At 31.7% G+C, this 18,196-nt stretch carries 17 protein-coding genes; 3 read left to right on the top strand and 14 right to left on the bottom strand.

All coding sequences use genetic code 11. The features are described from left to right. A partial coding sequence (locus ACVC2P_RS11775; protein ID WP_452598668.1) for a GTP-binding protein occupies positions 1-92 on the bottom strand: 92 nt, incomplete at its 3' end. A gap of 547 nt (positions 93-639) precedes the next feature. On the opposite strand from ACVC2P_RS11775, the gene ACVC2P_RS11770 reads away from it, so the two are divergent. Then, positions 640-2,361, top strand: a complete 1,722-nt coding sequence (locus ACVC2P_RS11770) for a phytanoyl-CoA dioxygenase family protein (protein WP_452598666.1) — start codon at positions 640-642, stop codon at positions 2,359-2,361. 114 nt (positions 2,362-2,475) lie between these two features. Beyond that, positions 2,476-3,021, top strand: a complete 546-nt coding sequence (locus tag ACVC2P_RS11765; protein ID WP_452598665.1) for an SRPBCC family protein — start codon at positions 2,476-2,478, stop codon at positions 3,019-3,021. Here ACVC2P_RS11765 and ACVC2P_RS11760 read toward each other — a convergent pair. The 12 genes from ACVC2P_RS11760 to ACVC2P_RS11705 form a co-directional block, all read right to left on the bottom strand. Next, positions 3,018-4,193, bottom strand: coding sequence for a C45 family autoproteolytic acyltransferase/hydolase (locus tag ACVC2P_RS11760; protein WP_452598664.1), 1,176 nt, complete (start codon positions 4,191-4,193; stop codon positions 3,018-3,020). The genes ACVC2P_RS11765 and ACVC2P_RS11760 overlap by 4 nt on opposite strands. Positions 4,194-4,342: 149 nt before the next feature. Then, a complete protein-coding gene (locus ACVC2P_RS11755) occupies positions 4,343-4,795 on the bottom strand; it encodes a carboxymuconolactone decarboxylase family protein (RefSeq protein ID WP_452598663.1) in 453 nt (150 codons plus the stop codon). 76 nt (positions 4,796-4,871) lie between these two features. Continuing rightward, complete coding sequence (locus tag ACVC2P_RS11750; RefSeq protein WP_452598662.1) at positions 4,872-5,444, bottom strand: Crp/Fnr family transcriptional regulator; 573 nt, start codon at positions 5,442-5,444, stop codon at positions 4,872-4,874. A gap of 41 nt (positions 5,445-5,485) precedes the next feature. Beyond that, positions 5,486-5,782 carry a hypothetical protein gene (locus ACVC2P_RS11745; protein ID WP_452598661.1) on the bottom strand — a complete coding sequence of 99 codons (297 nt, stop codon included), beginning with the start codon at positions 5,780-5,782 and terminating at the stop codon, positions 5,486-5,488. Between the two features lie 116 nt (positions 5,783-5,898). Beyond that, on the bottom strand, positions 5,899-6,495 hold the full coding sequence (locus ACVC2P_RS11740) for a DUF4919 domain-containing protein (protein WP_452598660.1): 597 nt from the start codon (positions 6,493-6,495) through the stop codon (positions 5,899-5,901). Between the two features lie 31 nt (positions 6,496-6,526). Continuing rightward, positions 6,527-7,147 (bottom strand): hypothetical protein, encoded by a 621-nt coding sequence (locus ACVC2P_RS11735; protein WP_452598659.1) that lies wholly within the window; start codon positions 7,145-7,147, stop codon positions 6,527-6,529. Positions 7,148-7,182: 35 nt separating this feature from the next. Next, entirely contained in the window at positions 7,183-8,103 is a 921-nt protein-coding gene (locus tag ACVC2P_RS11730) for an ABC transporter ATP-binding protein (protein ID WP_452598658.1), read from the bottom strand. A gap of 81 nt (positions 8,104-8,184) precedes the next feature. Next, the gene (locus tag ACVC2P_RS11725) at positions 8,185-10,359 is read right to left on the bottom strand and encodes a prolyl oligopeptidase family serine peptidase (RefSeq protein ID WP_452598657.1); all 2,175 of its coding nucleotides are present in this window, start codon (positions 10,357-10,359) and stop codon (positions 8,185-8,187) included. 138 nt (positions 10,360-10,497) lie between these two features. Continuing rightward, complete coding sequence (locus ACVC2P_RS11720; RefSeq protein ID WP_452598656.1) at positions 10,498-11,487, bottom strand: aspartate-semialdehyde dehydrogenase; 990 nt, start codon at positions 11,485-11,487, stop codon at positions 10,498-10,500. A 172-nt stretch (positions 11,488-11,659) separates the two neighbouring features. Beyond that, entirely contained in the window at positions 11,660-12,061 is a 402-nt protein-coding gene (mscL, locus tag ACVC2P_RS11715; RefSeq protein ID WP_452598655.1) for a large conductance mechanosensitive channel protein MscL, read from the bottom strand. Positions 12,062-12,159: 98 nt separating this feature from the next. Further along, positions 12,160-13,266, bottom strand: coding sequence for an alanine racemase (gene alr, locus ACVC2P_RS11710; RefSeq protein WP_452598654.1), 1,107 nt, complete (start codon positions 13,264-13,266; stop codon positions 12,160-12,162). Then, positions 13,259-13,906, bottom strand: coding sequence for a thymidine kinase (locus ACVC2P_RS11705; RefSeq protein ID WP_452598653.1), 648 nt, complete (start codon positions 13,904-13,906; stop codon positions 13,259-13,261). The genes alr and ACVC2P_RS11705 overlap by 8 nt, the downstream gene beginning before the upstream one ends. A 117-nt stretch (positions 13,907-14,023) precedes the next feature. On the opposite strand from ACVC2P_RS11705, the gene ACVC2P_RS11700 reads away from it, so the two are divergent. Further along, a complete protein-coding gene (locus tag ACVC2P_RS11700; RefSeq protein ID WP_452598652.1) occupies positions 14,024-14,761 on the top strand; it encodes a hypothetical protein in 738 nt (245 codons plus the stop codon). Between the two features lie 12 nt (positions 14,762-14,773). Here ACVC2P_RS11700 and ACVC2P_RS11695 read toward each other — a convergent pair whose 3' ends face one another. After that, the gene (locus ACVC2P_RS11695; RefSeq protein ID WP_452598651.1) at positions 14,774-18,163 is read right to left on the bottom strand and encodes a DUF7933 domain-containing protein; all 3,390 of its coding nucleotides are present in this window, start codon (positions 18,161-18,163) and stop codon (positions 14,774-14,776) included. Positions 18,164-18,196 lie beyond the last annotated feature (33 nt).

Genomic DNA, 18,196 nt, shown 5'->3' with positions numbered 1-18,196 from the left:
GTGTAATAGAGTATTCGCTCTGTTGTTGTCGTTTTTCCTGCATCTACATGGGCTATTATTCCTATATTTCTAAGTTGTTTATCTCGTTTCATTATATATAATTTTTTAGTTTACTCCATAAAAAAAGCCTCCCGAAATGAGAGGCTCTTATTAAAGTATTATTAATAGCTTACCTCTTCCGCTGTTTAGGGAACTTGATTATTGATATTAATTTTAAAGTAAGCTTCATTGTAATTTGTTTGTTTTTTAATCTATTCTTTTTTTCAAATAGGTAGAATAAAAAAAGGCTTCCTAAAAAAGAAAGCCTTAAAATTATATATTAAAGTTTTTCAGTTTAGGACACATTTTCTACTCTACCAAAATACACAGTTCTGATAGCGCCATTGCAAGCGATGATGTTTCTATTTATCCTAATTGTTTTCATTTTTATTTGACTAATTGAGTTGCAAATATTGACATTTATTTTTCAATTTTCAAAATTTATTTTTTCAAATACTTAAAATTTAGCTCCATAATACGAAGTATTATATTTTTTTGAAATAGGCAAGGAATTGTTCAATTTATATATTTTTATTATCTACGTAAAAATATTGCGCAGTATTTTTTTACTTTTATTTCATCAATTAAAACCCCTGAAAAATGGCAGTAAATAAAAATGCATTAATTCGTTATAAAACCATAGATAAATGTTTACAGAATAATTTTCGCCAATGGACGCTTGATGATTTAATTGAGGCTTGCTCGGATGCGCTTTACGAGTACGAAGGTAAAGACGTAGATGTTAGTAAACGCACGGTGCAACTGGATATACAAATGATGCGTAGCGATAAGTTAGGTTATAATGCACCTATAGTGGTTTATAATAGAAAGTTTTATAAGTATGAAGATGCCGATTATAGCATTACAAATAGCCCTATTTCTAATCAGGATTTGGCAAAACTATCGGAAGCCGTTTCTTTTTTAAAGCAGTTTCAAGGGTTTTCGCATTTTGCAGCGTTGGGTAGTATGGTACAAAAGCTTGAAGACCATGTTTACACGCAGAAAACTCATGAGAAATCATTAATTGCTTTCGAAAAGAATGACAATTTAAAGGGTCTTGATTTTCTGGATGAATTGTATCAATTTATTCTAAAAAAGCAAGCTATAGAATTAACGTATCGTTCGTTTAAAGCACGTTCTGAAAACACATTTACATTCCATCCGTATTTATTAAAAGAGTTTAGAAACCGATGGTTTATTATTGGTAAAAAAACAAAAGCTGAAGGCATTTTAAATTTAGCTCTAGATCGTATTATTAGCATTAAAAAAAGTGAAAAATCGTATGTTTTTGATGCCTCATTCGACTCCGAAACGTATTACAAAGATGTTATTGGTGTTTCGGTAAGCCCTAAATTACAAACAGAACAGGTTATATTTTATGTTATACATAAGCATGCGCCTTATGTAGAAACGAAGCCGTTTCATTATTCGCAACGCGTTATAGATAGAGATAATTACGGCGTTACTTTTGCTTTAGATGTGCAACATAATTTTGAATTAGAAAAAGAGATGCTTAGTCTTGGGGAACATATTAAAGTCATTGCTCCAGAGCGTTTAAAACGTAATATAAAAGATCGTTTATACCACGCTATTGACACTTACGAAACGGAGATTACCGAAAGAGGATTAAAGGCTATAGAAAAGCAATTAGAATATAAAGGATTTACTATTTTAAATCATTTATATACCAAACGAGATATTAAAAAACTAAAAGCGAGATTAGATGCTTACATAAAACAAAACAACGAAAAGCGTTTTGGTATGCGTGCTGTTTTACAGAAAATACCAGAATTAAAAGACATTTTGTTTAATAGAAATTTAAAGAAATTGGTTAAAGCTATAGATAAACATGCGTTTTTAACGAAAGCCATTTATTTTGATAAGCAACCTGAAGATAATTGGTATGTAACTTGGCATCAAGATATCCCTATTAATGTTACGAATAGAGTAGAAACAGATGGTTTTAAATCTTGGACGACTAAAGATGGTATTATTGGGGTAAGGCCTCCAGAGAACATTACTAAAAACACATTTTCTATTCGTATTCATTTAGATGATACTACAGCAAGTAATGGTGCTTTAAAGGTTATTAGTGGATCGCATAAAAAGCGTTTAAACGATGAGGAAATAAAACTAATTTCGGAACATTCTATTCCTTTTATTTGCGAGGTTAATTCTGGTGGCGTACAGGTTTTAAAACCGTTATTATTACACGCCTCTTCTAAATCAAAATCACAAAAAAGACGCCGTGTTTTACATTTAGAATTTTCATCTATTGTATTGCCTAATGGTTTGGAGTATGCTGAAAAGGAAATTTTTTAGATTATTTTTCATTATAACATATTAGTTTTTAAAGATTTAATTCTCTAAAAAACTGAAAGAATAAAATTTATTTATCTTATTTTTATTGAATTCACTAACTAATACTATATACAAATGAAAATTCTAAAATACAGTCTTTATGTTGTTATTGTTCTAGTCATTCTATTTTTTGCAACAGGTTTAATGAGTCCTTCTGTTGGTTACGGTCATGAAATTACAGTAGACAAGCCTATTGAAGAGGCATGGGCAGTTACACAAGATGAGTCTAAATATAAGCTTTGGCTAGAGGGTTATAAAAGTATGGAATTATTAAGCGGGCAAAAAGGTGCTGTTGGTAGTACATACAAAGTTGTTGTTAATCCTGGAGAAGGCCAACAAGATTTTGAAATGATAGAAACAGTGACTTCTATAAAAGAATTTGATCACGTAAAAATGAGTTTTGATAGTGATGTCATGGACTTTGAACAAATCATTACTTTTAAAGAAAACAATGGTAAAACAACGATTACAACAGACTCTAAAGTTATTGGAAAAAACATAGTATCTCGCTCCTTGTTTGCTATTATGGAAATGATTACTGGTTCTTTTACAGCTCAGGAAACTAAAAATATTGAGGCATTAAAAAGAGTGATTGAAAACAACACTACTAGTTATAATTAGTGTGTATTAAAATAGATTTTTTTATACTCAGATTCATCTGGTGGACCAGCAAGAATTTGAATGTTTGGCTGTTCTGAAAACGTCATAATAATAGAGGCAAATGTAAACCCTTGTCCGTCTTTATTATTTGCTCTGCATACGGGATTGTACTTGTTGTCTTTAGAGCGTAGAGCGTTTTTCATCATTCCTTCATTAATATCTATATTAGAAGTCATTCTTTTTTCTACGGCTTTTAAACGTAGGTAGCTATTTGAGTTTACTGGCTTTTGTGCTTCTTTTAAATTAGGATTAAATTTTTCAAATCCTTTTTTAATGTCATCGTTAGCGATTGGGTGATTTGTATGATAAACTGTTCCGTTTTTATTTTCTGGCTTAAATTGAACAACTTTATTTGCAGATGCTTCAAAATCGAAGACTTCTCCTCTAATTCCTATAATATAATTTTGCCCAGAGGCATGGTCTATGGTTTGAATAAAAGATAGTAATTCTTCTTTTTCTGTAGAATTAATAATACGCCTAATTACAAAAGCAACTGGCAAGCCTTTTGAAGATGCTTTTAACTGCATGATTGTATTAACACATACACCTATTCCTTCTTCATTCATTCCATTTAAAGCTATTAATCCAGGGTGCGTTAGTATTAATTGTTCTGGACGTGCTTTAGTTTTCTCTAAACGCATAAGCACCTGAAATCCATCGGTATAATTTTCAAGATCCATATTTTGTGAGATATAACCCGGATTTCCATTTCTAGCAGGGACTCCAAGGCCACTACAATGATGATTAATTTGTAAATCGACAATATAAACCCAAAACTCATCGAGAAGATTTAACACCAAAATATCGTTTAATTTCTGGCCAGACCCTTCTGCTATGCCTTCTATTTCCTCATATAATTCTGGGGTCCATTTCTTAATCGCTTCATCAAATTTAGCATATTCAAAAAACTCCTTTAATACTACATTGGCATCTTTTCCTAACTGCGCTGTTGTATTTTCTTTCCAAGCTTTAACAACTTCTCCTATTTCTTTCTTCAATGTTTTACCATGTTGAACTCCTAGCGCATAACCACTTCCTGAAAATGTAACTGTTTTTATAGTTCTTGATTTTTCTTGCTGCCCAAAACTCAATGTAGATATAAGTAACGTAAATAAAAGTATTAGGTGTTTCATAGCTATCGGTTTTAGTTTTATTGTTATAGGCATAAACAAACTTAGTTAAAAAAGGTGCTCATTTCAAAACAGTTAGCTTATGTTATGAAAATTTTCACATTTAATAAGGCATAGCAAAAACAGCATAAAAACACCTAATAATAAAACATCTAGCCTTCTACCTTATGGTGTCCTGGTATAAATCTAAAAGTTTTCATTAATCGATTCCAGGTATTACTTTGTGAAATTGTTAATGCTAAAAAACAAATCTCTTCTTTTGAAAAAAAAGATAATAATGGATTATATACTTCATCAGAAATTGGTTTGTTACTTAACATTGTTAATGCTTCGGTAAAATAAAGTACTGTTCTTTCTTTTTCCGAAAAATACGGCGTGTCTTCCCAAACACATAGTGAGGACAAACGTAATTCTGATTCTCCTAAATGTTTTAATTCCTTATAATGCATATCTACACAAAAGGCACAGCTGTTTTTTTGAGCTGTTCTTAATTTAATTAATTCTAGTAAATTACTATCTAAAGAAGAATTGACTATTAAATCTTCAATAGCTCTTAAACTTTCAAACATTCCTTTAGGAATATCTTGGTATGTAATGCGTTCCATAATTTTTATTTTATAATTATGAAACAAATCTAAAACGCTTTAGTTAGTTATAACTTAAGATATCTTAAGAAACGTATTATTTTGATTGTCGCCTTAATTCGCTTAAATATTCTGGAGTAATTTCTAAATAAGAAGCAATCATGTATTGGGGTACTCTTTGAATAAAATTAGGTAATTTTTTTACAAAATCTGTATATCGTTCTTTGCTTTTCATTTGAAGAAATATATCTTTTTTTCGAATATTAGCAATTAACATATTCTCAGTAATAATTCTAAATAATCGCTCTAGTTTTGGAAGCTCTTTATACAACTGTTCTAATGTATCTTTAGATAAATATAGTACTGTTGTTTCTTCTAATGCTTGAATATATTGTGTAGAAGGTGTTTGTTTAATAAAACTTTCCATATTGGTTACCCACCAATTATCTATAGCAAACTGTGTAATTTTTTCGTTTCCTTTTACATCAATATAAAATGAACGAACAACTCCCTTTATTATAAAATAATTGTATTTACAAATGGTCTGCTCTTTTAAAAGATAGTCCTTTTTATTAATCGTTTTTACCAATAATTTAGAGTAAAATAAATCAATTTCGGCATCACTAAAAGCAACATAACGATTGAAGTATGTTCTAATTTGGTTTTTCATTATAATTTATAATCCTGAAGTTTTTATTTGTAAGGTAATGTCTATGACATTGGTAATATCTCTATTACTATTCCATAAACATGTTTTGTCCATCCGTTAATTCTACCGCGATTATTACCTATTAATAATCCGCGTTTATTGTTTTTACCTTTTACAAGGTGTGTAAAACAATTACCTCTTACTTTACAATACACAATATCTCCTGTGTTGCAATCTTCCCATGCAATGGGCTTAAGCTTTACTGGTTGTTTGGATTTTAGTATTGGTAACATAGAATTACCGGGTTCTTTTGAAATAATGGTTTCCCCATTTTGTAGTTTTTGAATTTTCCAATTCATAATTTTTAATTTTAAACATTATGTAAGTCATTATTAACTTACATAGCCTTCAAAATTTTTCAAAAGTGTTTCAATGAACTGTGGTAAAGATATAAAATAATAGGGACAATAGGTCTTTAGCCCCAAAACTTCCACCATTTTTTAGGCTTACTAACAGTATTCTTATTACTTTCTTGTTTAATATTAAATGGTGTCTTTATCTCTCCATCATTCATTAATTGTTGCATTTTCAAATATGGTTCCGTTATATCAAAATATAGTTCTGTACCCGATTCACAATTAATTAAATCGAAATATTGATTGTTTTTATTTACAAGTCTTTGACTTATAAATTTCTCTTGAAGATAATTCAACAAGTCTCTTTCATCCGAAACTCGTGTTACTATATATGGATATTCTTCCGATCCATCTCCAGTTGTTTCAATGCCTTCCATAATTTTTTGAGCAAAAAATAATTCAGATTCAGCATCCTTTACATTATTTAATTGCCCAAGAGCATAGTTTTTATATAAGTGTGCCCTTGGAGATAAAAGAACATTAATAGAACTATAATCTGCTGCTTCTTGAAACTTTTTCTCATCTAACAAATCTTCCATTATACTTAAATCTTCAGAATACGGATTGTATGCTGGATGTAATTTTACAGCGTTTTGAGCGTTAACAAAATTCTCCTTTGTGGTTTCTGATATAAAGTTGAAAAATTCTTCTGTCATAGTTATATATTTGTAGGTATTGGTCAGTAGTTTATTCAATCTTGTCTTCAATTATTATATTTAAATCTACTAATTTTTCAGTGATTATTTTAGTTCTATCTTGCATTCCTTTAGAAGTAAAACTCAGGTTTTCGAAAAGCGCAAGGTTGGGTTTTACTGTTATTTCAGTCCATGAATCGTTATTTTCAAAAGGTTCAATTACACTTGTTTTCGTTTCTCCGTTTTCGAATAAAAATGTCCCTTTTTGGTTTTCCCATACTGTTGTAAGCCCACAACTTTCTGCTGCAAAGTTAATGGTTGCCATTCCTAAGTTACAGAATTCTCGTCCAACTGCTAGATGCTTTTTTAAATTAGAGCAAGCTGCAATTCTAGTCATAATCATTTCTGCATACGTATAATTTTCATATTTTATCGTTCTTAAAGGTACTCCAACATTATATCTTACTTTAAACGCGTGACTCCAAAATGTTATTTTAATATCATTACATTTTCCATCAAAATATTCATCAAAAGCATGGCATAGAACCTCAAAAGATAATGCATTAAGAGAATTTTCCTCAAAACACTTTTCGAAGTACATTTTTGGTCTCATTCTTATATGCTCTCCAGCAGAAAGTGCTTGTATATCACTAGCTGTATATTTTTTAGCCATAATTAATCTGATTATTTTTGGTTATTAAACAAATTCTAACTTTTACTTACTTTTCGCTCTAAAAATACCTCGGTATTATTTTCAATTTTCAATGTGCTTTCAAAAAAGATAGTTTTAGTTTTAAAAACACTTTCAATTAAATAATAATGTCCTTTAAAATACGATTGCTTCACTGTTACTTTTAAATCTGAATATTCTACAACTTGTAGTTGGTTAGCATAAACAATCTGGTCGTTTATAATGTTAAACTCTTCGAAAAAAGAAGCTACTAGAGGTAATTTTGGGTTTTTATACAACGCTTTAGGAGTATCTTTTGCTACTATTTTATTATCGTCTAAAACGATAAGTGTATCGGCATACCCTAACACATCTTCTTTGTCGTGTGTAGCTACAATACAGGCTATATTTTTAGTTTTTAAATAACTAAATATATTACGCCGTAAGGATTGTTTTTTAAAATTATCTATATGGCTAAACGGCTCATCTAACAATATAATCTCGGGTTGTTTTGCTAATGCTCGTGCTAATGCTACACGCTGTTTTTGCCCACCACTTAATAGTTTTACTTTGGTTTTTGCGAAAGCTTCAAGTTCTACAACTTTTATTAATTCTGCAACACGTTGTTGTTTTTCTTCAGGAAAAAAATTAGACATGTATTTGCCTATATTTTCTTCTACTGAAATAAAAGGCATTAAGTCGAATTCTTGGGTGACGTATTTCATAAAATCGTAACCCACTACCAGATTAAATTTTGGTCCTAGTATTTCTTCTGCTTTCCAAAATAATTGCCCTTCATCTAAGTCGTACTCGCCATATAATATATTTAAAAGTGTACTCTTACCTGAGCCACTTTCGCCAATAACAGCTAAGTATTCTCCTGCTTCAACTTGAAAGGAAAGGTTATTTAAAACCTTGATTTTATCGTAACTAAAGCTAATATTGTTTACTTGAAGCATGTATTTGTTTGAAGTACAAAAATAACATAAAAAAAGCCACCTTATGTAAGGTGACTTTCTTCATTTTATAGGTTCTTTATATTAGTCTTTAAACTCATCTTTCATTTTACTTGGTAGCACATCGAACCCCATATTAAATAATGTAAATCCGTAAATATCTGCGTATTGCTCTATAGTCTTACTAACAGGTGTTCCTGCACCATGCCCTGCATCTGTTTCTATACGAATAAGTGTTGGGTTGTTTCCTGTTTGCTTGTCTTGTAATTCGGCAGCAAATTTAAAACTATGTGCTGGTACTACACGATCGTCATGATCTCCTGTAGTTACCATTGTTGCTGGGTACTCTACTCCTGGTTTTACATTATGTACTGGCGAATACCCTTTTAAATACTCAAACATCTCTTTACTTTGTTCTGCTGTTCCATAATCGTAAGCCCAACCAGCACCCGCTGTAAAGGTGTGATAACGTAACATATCTAAAACACCTACAGCTGGTAATGCTACCTTCATTAAATCTGGTCGTTGCGTCATGGTTGCACCTACTAAAAGCCCACCATTAGAGCCTCCACGAATTGCTAGATAATCTGAAGAGGTGTAGTTATTTTCAATTAAATATTCGGCAGCAGCTATAAAGTCGTCGAATACATTTTGCTTTTTAAGTTGCGTTCCTGCATCGTGCCATTCTTTTCCGTATTCTCCACCTCCACGTAAGTTTGGTACTGCATAAATTCCACCTTGCTCCATCCAAACTGCATTTGCAATACTAAATGAAGGTGTTAAGCTAACATTAAACCCGCCATAACCATATAATATGGTTGGGTTTTTACCGTTTAATTTTATTCCTTTTTTATGTGTAATAATCATAGGTACTTTTGTACCATCTTTAGAGGTGTAAAATATTTGCTTACTCTCGTAATCTTCTGAATTAAAATCTATTTTAGATTTCCTAAATAATTCTGATGTTCCGCTTTTAATATCGTACTTATAAATATTTCCTGCTGTAACATAATTTGTAAACGAATAATATAATTCTTTAGCTTCTTTTTTCGCTCCAAATCCTCCGGCACTACCAACTCCAGGTAACTCTACTTCTCTAATTAATTTACCTGAATAATCGTATTGTAATACTTTTGAAATAGCGTCTACCATGTAATTAGCAAAAAAATAACCTCCTCCTGTTGATGGACTCAGTACTTGTTCTGTTTCTGGTATAAAGTCTACCCAGTGCTCTGGCGTTGGGTTTGATGCATCTACTGTTACAACTTTTCTATTTGGTGCATTTAAATTTGTAACTAAATATAACTTACTTCCCACGTTTTCTATAACATAGGTATCACTATCAGTATTACCTATAATTTCCACTAGTGGTGCATTTGGTTTGGTTAAATCTTTTATATATAATTTATTTCCAGATGTAGATACTCGTGGTGTAATTATAAGATATCTGTTATCTTCTGTTACTCCTCCATTAATATATCTATGTTTTTCGTCTTCTGTCCCTCCATATATTAATTTATCGTCTTTTTGCGATGTTCCTAATTTATGATAGTATACTTTGTGCTGATCTGTTTTTGCAGATAACTCGCTTCCTTTTGGTTTATCGTAGCTTGAATAATAAAAGCCTTCATTTTTATACCAAGACATACCGCTAAACTTTACATCTACTATTGTGTCCTCTATAAGTTCTTTAGTTTCTACATCCATGATTAATACCTTTCGCCAATCGCTTCCTCCTTCTGAAATACTATAGGCTAAAGTTTTCCCATCTTTAGAAAAACTTGTTCCTCCCAACGAAATGGTTCCGTCTTTTTTAAAGGTATTTGGGTCTAAAAACACGGTTGCTGTTTCTGGGTTGTCCCCTGTTTTATAACGGTATATTACATATTGATTTTGTAATCCATCATTTTTATAAAAATAGGTATAATCTCCTTCTTTAAACGGCGCTCCTACTTTTTCGTAATTCCATATTTTAGAGAGTCTTTCTTTTAGTTCATCACGGTATGGAATATTATCTAAATACCCGTAAGTCGTTACATTTTGTTCTTTTACCCAATCTCCTGTTTCTTTACTTTTATCGTCTTCAAGCCATCTGTAAGGATCTTTTACTTCTGTTCCAAAATAATTAGTTACTGTATCTACTTTTTTTGTTTCTGGATAGGTTACTGTTATTTCTTTTCTTTTCATACTTTCTTTCTCCTCTTCTTTACAGGACATTATTATTGAAAGGGTTAATAAGCAAAGTGCTACTTTTTTCATATTGATTATAATTTTATGAAATTTATATTCATCTATCTATTAGATAGTTTTACTGTTTTATGGGTAAAACCATATAAAAATAAACAAAAAAGAGCTTATATAAATATACAAGCTCTTCCTTTAACATGTTAGTCTAGTTTAAACTAGTTTATTTTCCACTAAATATTCTGCTATTTGTACTGTATTTGTTGCTGCTCCTTTACGTAAATTATCGCTTACAATCCAAAGATTAAGTGTATTTGGCTGAGAACCATCTCTACGAATACGCCCTACAAAAACCTCATCTTTACCATTGGCATAAATTGGCATTGGGTAAGTGTTTACGTCTACGTTATCTTGTACAACAACACCGTCTGTTTGGTTTAGTAATTGACGTACTTCGTTTAAATCGAAATCATTTTCGAACTCTACATTTACAGCTTCACTATGTCCTCCAGAGGTTGGAATACGCACTGCTGTTGCTGTTACTGCAATGGTTTTATCGTCTAGTATTTTTTGTGTTTCTCTAACTAGCTTCATTTCTTCCTTGGTATAACCATTTTCTTCGAATACATCGCAATGTGGTATTGCATTTTTATGTATTGGGTATGGGTATGCCATTTCTCCTTTTACTCCTGCTAATTCATTTTCTAATTGCTGCATTGCTTTTACTCCTGTTCCAGAAATAGACTGGTAGGTTGACACTACAATACGCTTAGCTTTGTATTTTTTATGTAACGGTGCTAACGCCATTACCATTTGTATGGTAGAGCAATTAGGGTTTGCTATAATTTTATCGTCTTTAGATAGTGCATTTGCGTTAATTTCTGGAACCACTAATTTTTTACTGTGATCCATACGCCACGCCGATGAATTATCTATTACCGTTGTACCTACTTCTGCAAATTTAGGAGCCCACTCTAAAGAGGTATTTCCTCCAGCAGAAAATAACGCTATATCTGGGCGTTTATTTACTGCATCCTGCATGCTTACTACGGTATACTCTTTATTTTTAAATGAGATTTGTTTACCTACAGAACGTTCTGAAGCTACAGGAATAAATTCTGTTATTGGAAAATTACGTTCTTCAAGAACGGTACGCATCACCTCTCCAACCATACCAGTGACACCAACTACTGCTACTTTCATTTTTTAATTTTTCTTTTTAATTATATAACCAACACAAAACTATACTATTTATGTTTCTTTATGTTATAAAATTCTTTATTTTTTAGTAAATATTAAAGTATAAAAAAGTAAGCATAAAAAAATCGATTTTGTGTAATACAAAATCGATTTTTAAACGTTTTAAAATGTTAGATTACTTTTTTAAAGCATCTCTAATTTCTTTTAATAAATCGTTATCTGATGGTCCAGCTGGTGCAGCTGGCGGCTCAGGTTTTTTCATTTTATTAACTCCTTTTACAACCATAAACATTACAAATGCAACAATGATAAAGTCTATAACATTAGTTAAAAATGTTCCGTATTCTAAGTAGACTTCTCCTACCATGTTCCCTGCGTCGTCTAAAGTACCGTCTTTTAATTTATGCCTTAATGATTTGAAGTCTGAATCGAAAATTAATCCAATTAACGGAGATACAATTCCTCCTGTAAATGAAGATACAACTTCTTTAAAAGCTGCTCCCATTACAAAACCGACAGCAATATCTACAAGATTGCCTTTCATTGCAAACTCTTTAAACTCTTTTAGCATGCCCATAATTTTAATTATTTTTTAAGTTAGTTAATTATAAAATTATTCTAATTTACTTAAAATTTTAACATTCTATAAAATTTAATGTAAGAATAAAGCTAAAATTATCGATAAAATACTCTTTTTACGCGCTGAGATACCGCAGTTAATAATTCGTATGATATAGAATTCATTTTTTCTGCTAATGCTTCAGCTGTCTGTTTAGAATTGAAAATAACAACTTCATCTCCCTCTTTACAATTAATACTTGTTACATCTACCATAATCATATCCATACAGACATTTCCTAAAATAGCTGCTTTTTGATTATTTATAATTACAAATCCTTTTCCGTTTCCTAATTGCCTACTTATACCATCGGCATGCCCAATTGGTAATGTTGCTGTTTTAGTGGTTTCTGTTGCTTTAAAAGCACGATTATAGCCTAGACTTTCTCCTGACTTCAAGGTATGTATTTGAGAGATAATAGTTTTTAGTGTTGCTATTGGTTTTAAATGTTGGTTTACTTCTGTGTTATTTCCAAAACCGTATAAGCCTATACCTGTTCTTACCATATCTAAATGCGCTTCTGGATAATTAATAATTCCTGAAGTATTACATTGGTGTAACATAGGTTTATAGCCTAGTTCTACAATCATTCTATTTGCTATGGTTTTAAAACTTCTAATTTGTTGTGTTGTAAAGTCTACTTCATCTTCGTCTTCGCTTGCTGCTAAATGCGAAAACAAAGACTTTACCTTAATAGAATCATTAGTCTTTAATTTTGAAACAACTGCTGCTATCTCTTTTTCTACAAATCCTAATCGATTTAGTCCTGTATTAAACTTTATGTGTACAGGGTAGTCTTTTTGCTTTTTAGCCTTAGCTATTTTAATAAATGCATCTAAAATGCGGTTAGAATATAAACTTGGTTCTAAACTACGTTCTATAATAGTTTTAAAATTAAGTTCTTGTGGGTGTAATACTAAAATGGGTGTTGTTACTCCTGCATCTCTTAGCGCTACACCTTCATCTGTATAAGCTACAGCAAAATAGTCTATAGTTAAGCTTTCCAAATATTTAGCGACTTCTACAGCGTCGCTACCGTAAGCAAATGCTTTAACAACTGCTAAACATTTGGTGTTGTTTTTAAGTTTAGATTTAATAAACTCAAAATTGTGTTTAAGCGCTTTTAAATCTATTTCTAGAATTGTTTCTTGCGCTTTAGGCATCTTTTTCTTTCGTTTTTTTTGTTAGTTCTTCTGCATTATTCACTTTCATATTCTTTATTTTTTCACGTAAAGTTGCCTTATAGTAAGCTGCTCGGCTTAGAGGTTCGTACTCCTCTGTCTCCCCTAACAATACTAAATCTTCGCTATTTGTTTTTCTGTAACTAAATTGTGCTAAGTTTCCTGTTCTTGTGCATACCGCATGTACTTTAGTTACATATTCTGCTGTGGCCATTAAATTTGGCATAGGTCCAAATGGATTTCCTTTAAAATCCATATCTAAACCAGCTACAATAACACGAACACCTTTATTTGCCAGATCATTACATACGCGCACAATCTCATCATCAAAAAACTGAGCTTCATCTATTCCTACCACGTCACAACCGTCTGCCAAAATAGGTATATTAGCGGCGGCTGGTACTGGTGTAGACCTAATTTCGTTGGCATCATGAGACACTACCATTTCGTCATCATAACGTACATCTATTGCAGGTTTAAAAATCTCTACTCTTTGCTTTGCAAACTGCGCACGTTTTAGCCTACGAATTAATTCTTCGGTTTTTCCAGAGAACATTGATCCACAAATAACTTCGATCCAACCAAATTGTTCTTTTTGATTTACTGTATTTTCAAGAAACATTTTGTAATTTTAGCACTATAATGAAATCTCTTTATAGGGTTTATAAAGGTGGTTCAAATTTATTAAAAATCAAAAGGCTAAATTGCATTAAATTTAAAAATTATAAAATTTTAATTTATGAAGAAGAAGTTAGAATCAGAATTAATGAGTATTGCACACAAGATTCTAAAGTTACGTGGTAAAGAAGACATCAATAAAATGCACGCTGAAGTTGCTGCTTTATACGAAAAACTTACTGTTTTAAAATTTGCTCAAGAGAACTTTGATGACGATTTACCAACTATTGGTAATGATTCTTCTTTCTTTGGAATGTTAGATACTGCCTTTAATAATAAAGTAAGTGATAATATAGAAGTAGAAAATAAGGTTTATATAAATGTAGATGATAATGAAAATGATGAGATTTCTGAACCTGTAATGGAGAAAATAAAAGACATCGTTGCACAAATGCCCGAAGAAACGAGTAAAGTAGACGAGTTATTTGAAGCTGTTACACCTAAGGTTGAACTGCATAAAAATGATTTTGAAGATATTACTGCAGATTTTAAAGAAACTCCTGTTTTTGAAAAACTATCTGATGTAAAAAAAGCTGAAGAAGAAAAAAAATCACTTAATGATAAGCTTAAATCTGGTTTATCTATTGGTTTAAATGATAAGTTAGCTTTTATAAAACACTTATTTGAAGGTAAAAGTGAAGATTATGACCGCGTTTTATCTCAATTAAACACATCAAGTTCTTACGATGAAGCTTCAAGCTTAATTAATACTATAATTAAACCCGATTATAATAACTGGGAAGGCAAAGAGGATTACGAGGAGCGTTTCATGCAAATTTTAGAGGCTAAATTTAATTAGATAAATATATTATTAACGATTTAAATAAATCCAACTTACAAAAGGATTCTTTATAGAGTCGATTGATAGCACATAATAATAGGTTCCTTCTGGCAATACTTTAGATGTTTTTGGTAATCCACGGTTAGGGATACCATTCCAATTGTTTTTATAATTATTGGTCTCGAAAACTAAGTTACCGTACCTACTATAAATTTTTATATTATTTACAGGGTAGTCTTCAATACATGGCACTATTAATACATCATTTAAACCATCGCCATTAGGAGAAAACCCTTCAGGTATTTGTAAACAGTTGTCTACAATAACCTCTGCAGAATCTTCATTATTAGTGTCGTCTCTATCTACTTCATTTAAACTCTCTAAACTTGCTGTATTTAATAAATTATTTGCAGAAACCACTAAAGCTGTAATCGTTAAAGTTTCTGATTGTCCAGCTGCCAACATTTCAATATCCCAAAAATACGATGATGTACTGTAAATTCCTTCACTAACATATGTTTCGATATAGCTATAACCTTCAGGCAAACTCTCATAAAGCATAATATCTGTAGCGCTTGTTGTCCCTAAATTTGTTACCGTAATTGTAAAAACAACCTCATCTCCAATAGATGCTTCTACTGGGCTTACTGCCTTTAAAACTTCTATATCTACATCCGAAGTATCCAATAAAACGTCTAATGTTGCATTGGCTTGAGTTGTATCTAGATTATTTACATCTGTAAAATTAGTACTATTATTTACATAATTACCAACTATATTAGAAGTTACTGGAACCGAAAAAATACAACTTGCTACTCCTTCTGGGAAAGATAAATTAGAAACACCTACAGCAATATCGCCAGATTGTCCAATAAATGTAGCTGAACATCCATTATCCTGCACCCACATTATTTCCCCAGCTAATTCTAATCCTGTAGGTAAATTATCTGTAAAGTTAATTTCCGTTTGTGCAGGGTTTCCTGGTAAATTAGTCACAGTAAACTCTAAAACACTTATATTTCCTTGTATAATTTCTGTTGGTGTAAAGGTTTTAACAATGGTTGGTGCTATTACTTGTACACTACTTATAGAAATATTGGTTTCAGGCGTTTGCTCTTCATTATCATCTGGATTAGGTATAGCTTCTGCCATATTTGTAAAAGCCCCTCCATAACTAGGTGCTGTAACTGGTATTATTATTTGCATCGTTGTATTACCATCCATATTAGGAATCTCTCCCGTTACTGTATTCCCATTTACAGTAAGTGTAGGGCAAGTTCCATTACCCGAAATTACAGTACAAATTGGCGGACCAGTAATTGCAAACTGATTACCTATAATATCTTCAAAATCAATGTTAATTGCACTAGAGCTTGTATTACTATTTGTAATATCTATTACCCAATTAAAACTTTGATTAACTGACACTTGTGTTGTCTCAGGATAGGTCTGTACTAATAAATCTATACAATCAGCAAAGTAAGTCGTTTCTATTGCAATATTATCATCTTCATTAAACTCAGGGTTATTAGATAAACTTACCACCCTAACTCCATTCTTTGCTTTTATTGGTACTTCGGAGCACTCTGGCTCCCAATTAACGACCACATGAAATGTTATGGAGCTCATTGCTGGTAAAGTCCAATTATCGTCTGACACAATTTCCCAAAATACATCTTCTGCTCCATCTTCAGGAATACCATCCATTGGCACACCTATATTAGTATTATTAATGGTTTGGCATACAGCTGTTCCTGTTGTACCTATACAATCTACAGATACGAGAGTCCCTTGCATTATCCCTATTGAATTCTCTGGCATATAATCTTGCAACGTAATATCTACATCTGCATTTCCTGAGTTAGTAACCACAATTTCATATGTTATTTCCCCCCAATCTGTAGTATTATCTTCTGCTCCTCCTTCTGGTAATGCTGGGCCTATTTGTGTTTTCGTTATAGATATATTAGTAATATCCTCGGGATCACAAACAGGAAAAGGAGGCAAAATAACAGCGTCGTAATCTACATTATTAGTAAAATCGATATCTGTTAACGCTGGAGTTAAAATATTTGTACCACTTTTTATATTAGCAATAGAGTTTTGTTGTTCTAGAATTTTACACAACTCAGGGTCTGGAAAAACAACTACGGTAGTCACCTCAATAGTTGTATTAGCAGGCATATAAAAATTATTTGTTCCCCAAAACTGTCCGCCATCGGTTATAGTAAAATCGTTACAACTAATATTACCTGTTGTACTATTGCAGGTTATAGATATAATATTCCATTCTAATGAAACGTTTAAATTTTGAAGAAAAAAACGAATGGTTGCATCTTCTGGACCATTATTACATACAGTAGTAACAAAGGTAACTTCCTCACTCCAATTTACCATTTGACTCGGAACAGGGTCTGTTTGTATGGTTTCTATGCATATATCTGTAAGCGGACATAGCTCACCTTCTAATAAAGGAGTTAATACCATATTAGACTCTGCAGTTAAATCAACTCCAAATGCTAACTCTATAAAACTGTTAACTTCTAGCTGCCCAACCTCTAGTCCGCATATTGGCGTTACATATCTATAAACAATTTGAAACGTTAATGTTCCTCCCGCACTAAATTCTATAGATTGCGTATTCTCAAACATTTCATGAGTACTCGATATGATTTCTGTATTAGCAGGAATATTTCCTAAGCTAGGGCAATCTGTACCATTAGTACCTCCAAGGCAAGTTAACGATTCAAATTCTACTACTGGTCTACCATTAACAAGACTAGATTCTAGTTCTATAAATCCATAAAATGCACTTAAGGGAAAGGTAACGCTACTATTATTAGTAATTGTAAAATTATACATCACTGCGTCTCCCCAATTAGAAATACCAGTTCCCTCACTTGGAGAGACTTGAGAATACTCTACAGTAAAATCTAAAGGTACATCTATAACATCTATTGAAATTATAGAAGTGTTATTAGACAAATTAACATCTGTTATTCCTTCTGGAGGAGACACTATTACAGTAGTAGCAATACCTCCAGGTGCTATTGTTGCATTTACCAATACACGAACCTCTACACTAGAATTAGCAGGCATATTAGCAACATTTCCTGTAAGCATATTATTTACAAAACTTAAATTAGTTACATTAGTTGCTCCTCCTATTGGATTTTGGCTTGTAGCATTTTGATAAAATATACTAGGGCTTAAAGTCTGCGAAAAGGTAACATTATTAACTTCATTTCCAGAGTTTATTATTGTTACTATGTATTGAAACTCGCCATAAATATTTACCTGAGAAATAGGAGCTCCTGTTAATGTCTCTGCAACAACTGTAGTTGCTAAATCAGTAGTTTGTGCTGCACTATTAAAAACAGAGAAACAAAATATAAGTAAGGTTATAGCGATTTTTTGCATTAGTTGGTTTTAAACATAAGATGGCGAAAAAAT

The sequence above is a fragment of the Pontimicrobium sp. MEBiC01747 genome (assembly GCF_053601635.1).
Note: the sequence above shows the minus strand (reverse complement) of the source record. Positions and strands in the feature narration are given on the sequence as shown.

Coding starts and splice junctions, on each gene's coding strand:
- ACVC2P_RS11700 (WP_452598652.1), top strand. CDS start 14,024: ATGAAGAAGAAGTTAGAATCAGAATTAATGAGTATTGCACACAAGATT.
- ACVC2P_RS11755 (WP_452598663.1), bottom strand. CDS start 4,795: ATGGAACGCATTACATACCAAGATATTCCTAAAGGAATGTTTGAAAGT.
- ACVC2P_RS11760 (WP_452598664.1), bottom strand. CDS start 4,193: ATGAAACACCTAATACTTTTATTTACGTTACTTATATCTACATTGAGT.
- ACVC2P_RS11770 (WP_452598666.1), top strand. CDS start 640: ATGGCAGTAAATAAAAATGCATTAATTCGTTATAAAACCATAGATAAA.
- ACVC2P_RS11750 (WP_452598662.1), bottom strand. CDS start 5,444: ATGAAAAACCAAATTAGAACATACTTCAATCGTTATGTTGCTTTTAGT.
- ACVC2P_RS11735 (WP_452598659.1), bottom strand. CDS start 7,147: ATGGCTAAAAAATATACAGCTAGTGATATACAAGCACTTTCTGCTGGA.
- ACVC2P_RS11725 (WP_452598657.1), bottom strand. CDS start 10,359: ATGAAAAAAGTAGCACTTTGCTTATTAACCCTTTCAATAATAATGTCC.
- ACVC2P_RS11720 (WP_452598656.1), bottom strand. CDS start 11,487: ATGAAAGTAGCAGTAGTTGGTGTCACTGGTATGGTTGGAGAGGTGATG.
- ACVC2P_RS11765 (WP_452598665.1), top strand. CDS start 2,476: ATGAAAATTCTAAAATACAGTCTTTATGTTGTTATTGTTCTAGTCATT.
- ACVC2P_RS11730 (WP_452598658.1), bottom strand. CDS start 8,103: ATGCTTCAAGTAAACAATATTAGCTTTAGTTACGATAAAATCAAGGTT.
- ACVC2P_RS11695 (WP_452598651.1), bottom strand. CDS start 18,163: ATGCAAAAAATCGCTATAACCTTACTTATATTTTGTTTCTCTGTTTTT.
- alr (WP_452598654.1), bottom strand. CDS start 13,266: ATGCCTAAAGCGCAAGAAACAATTCTAGAAATAGATTTAAAAGCGCTT.
- ACVC2P_RS11740 (WP_452598660.1), bottom strand. CDS start 6,495: ATGACAGAAGAATTTTTCAACTTTATATCAGAAACCACAAAGGAGAAT.
- ACVC2P_RS11705 (WP_452598653.1), bottom strand. CDS start 13,906: ATGTTTCTTGAAAATACAGTAAATCAAAAAGAACAATTTGGTTGGATC.
- ACVC2P_RS11745 (WP_452598661.1), bottom strand. CDS start 5,782: ATGAATTGGAAAATTCAAAAACTACAAAATGGGGAAACCATTATTTCA.
- mscL (WP_452598655.1), bottom strand. CDS start 12,061: ATGGGCATGCTAAAAGAGTTTAAAGAGTTTGCAATGAAAGGCAATCTT.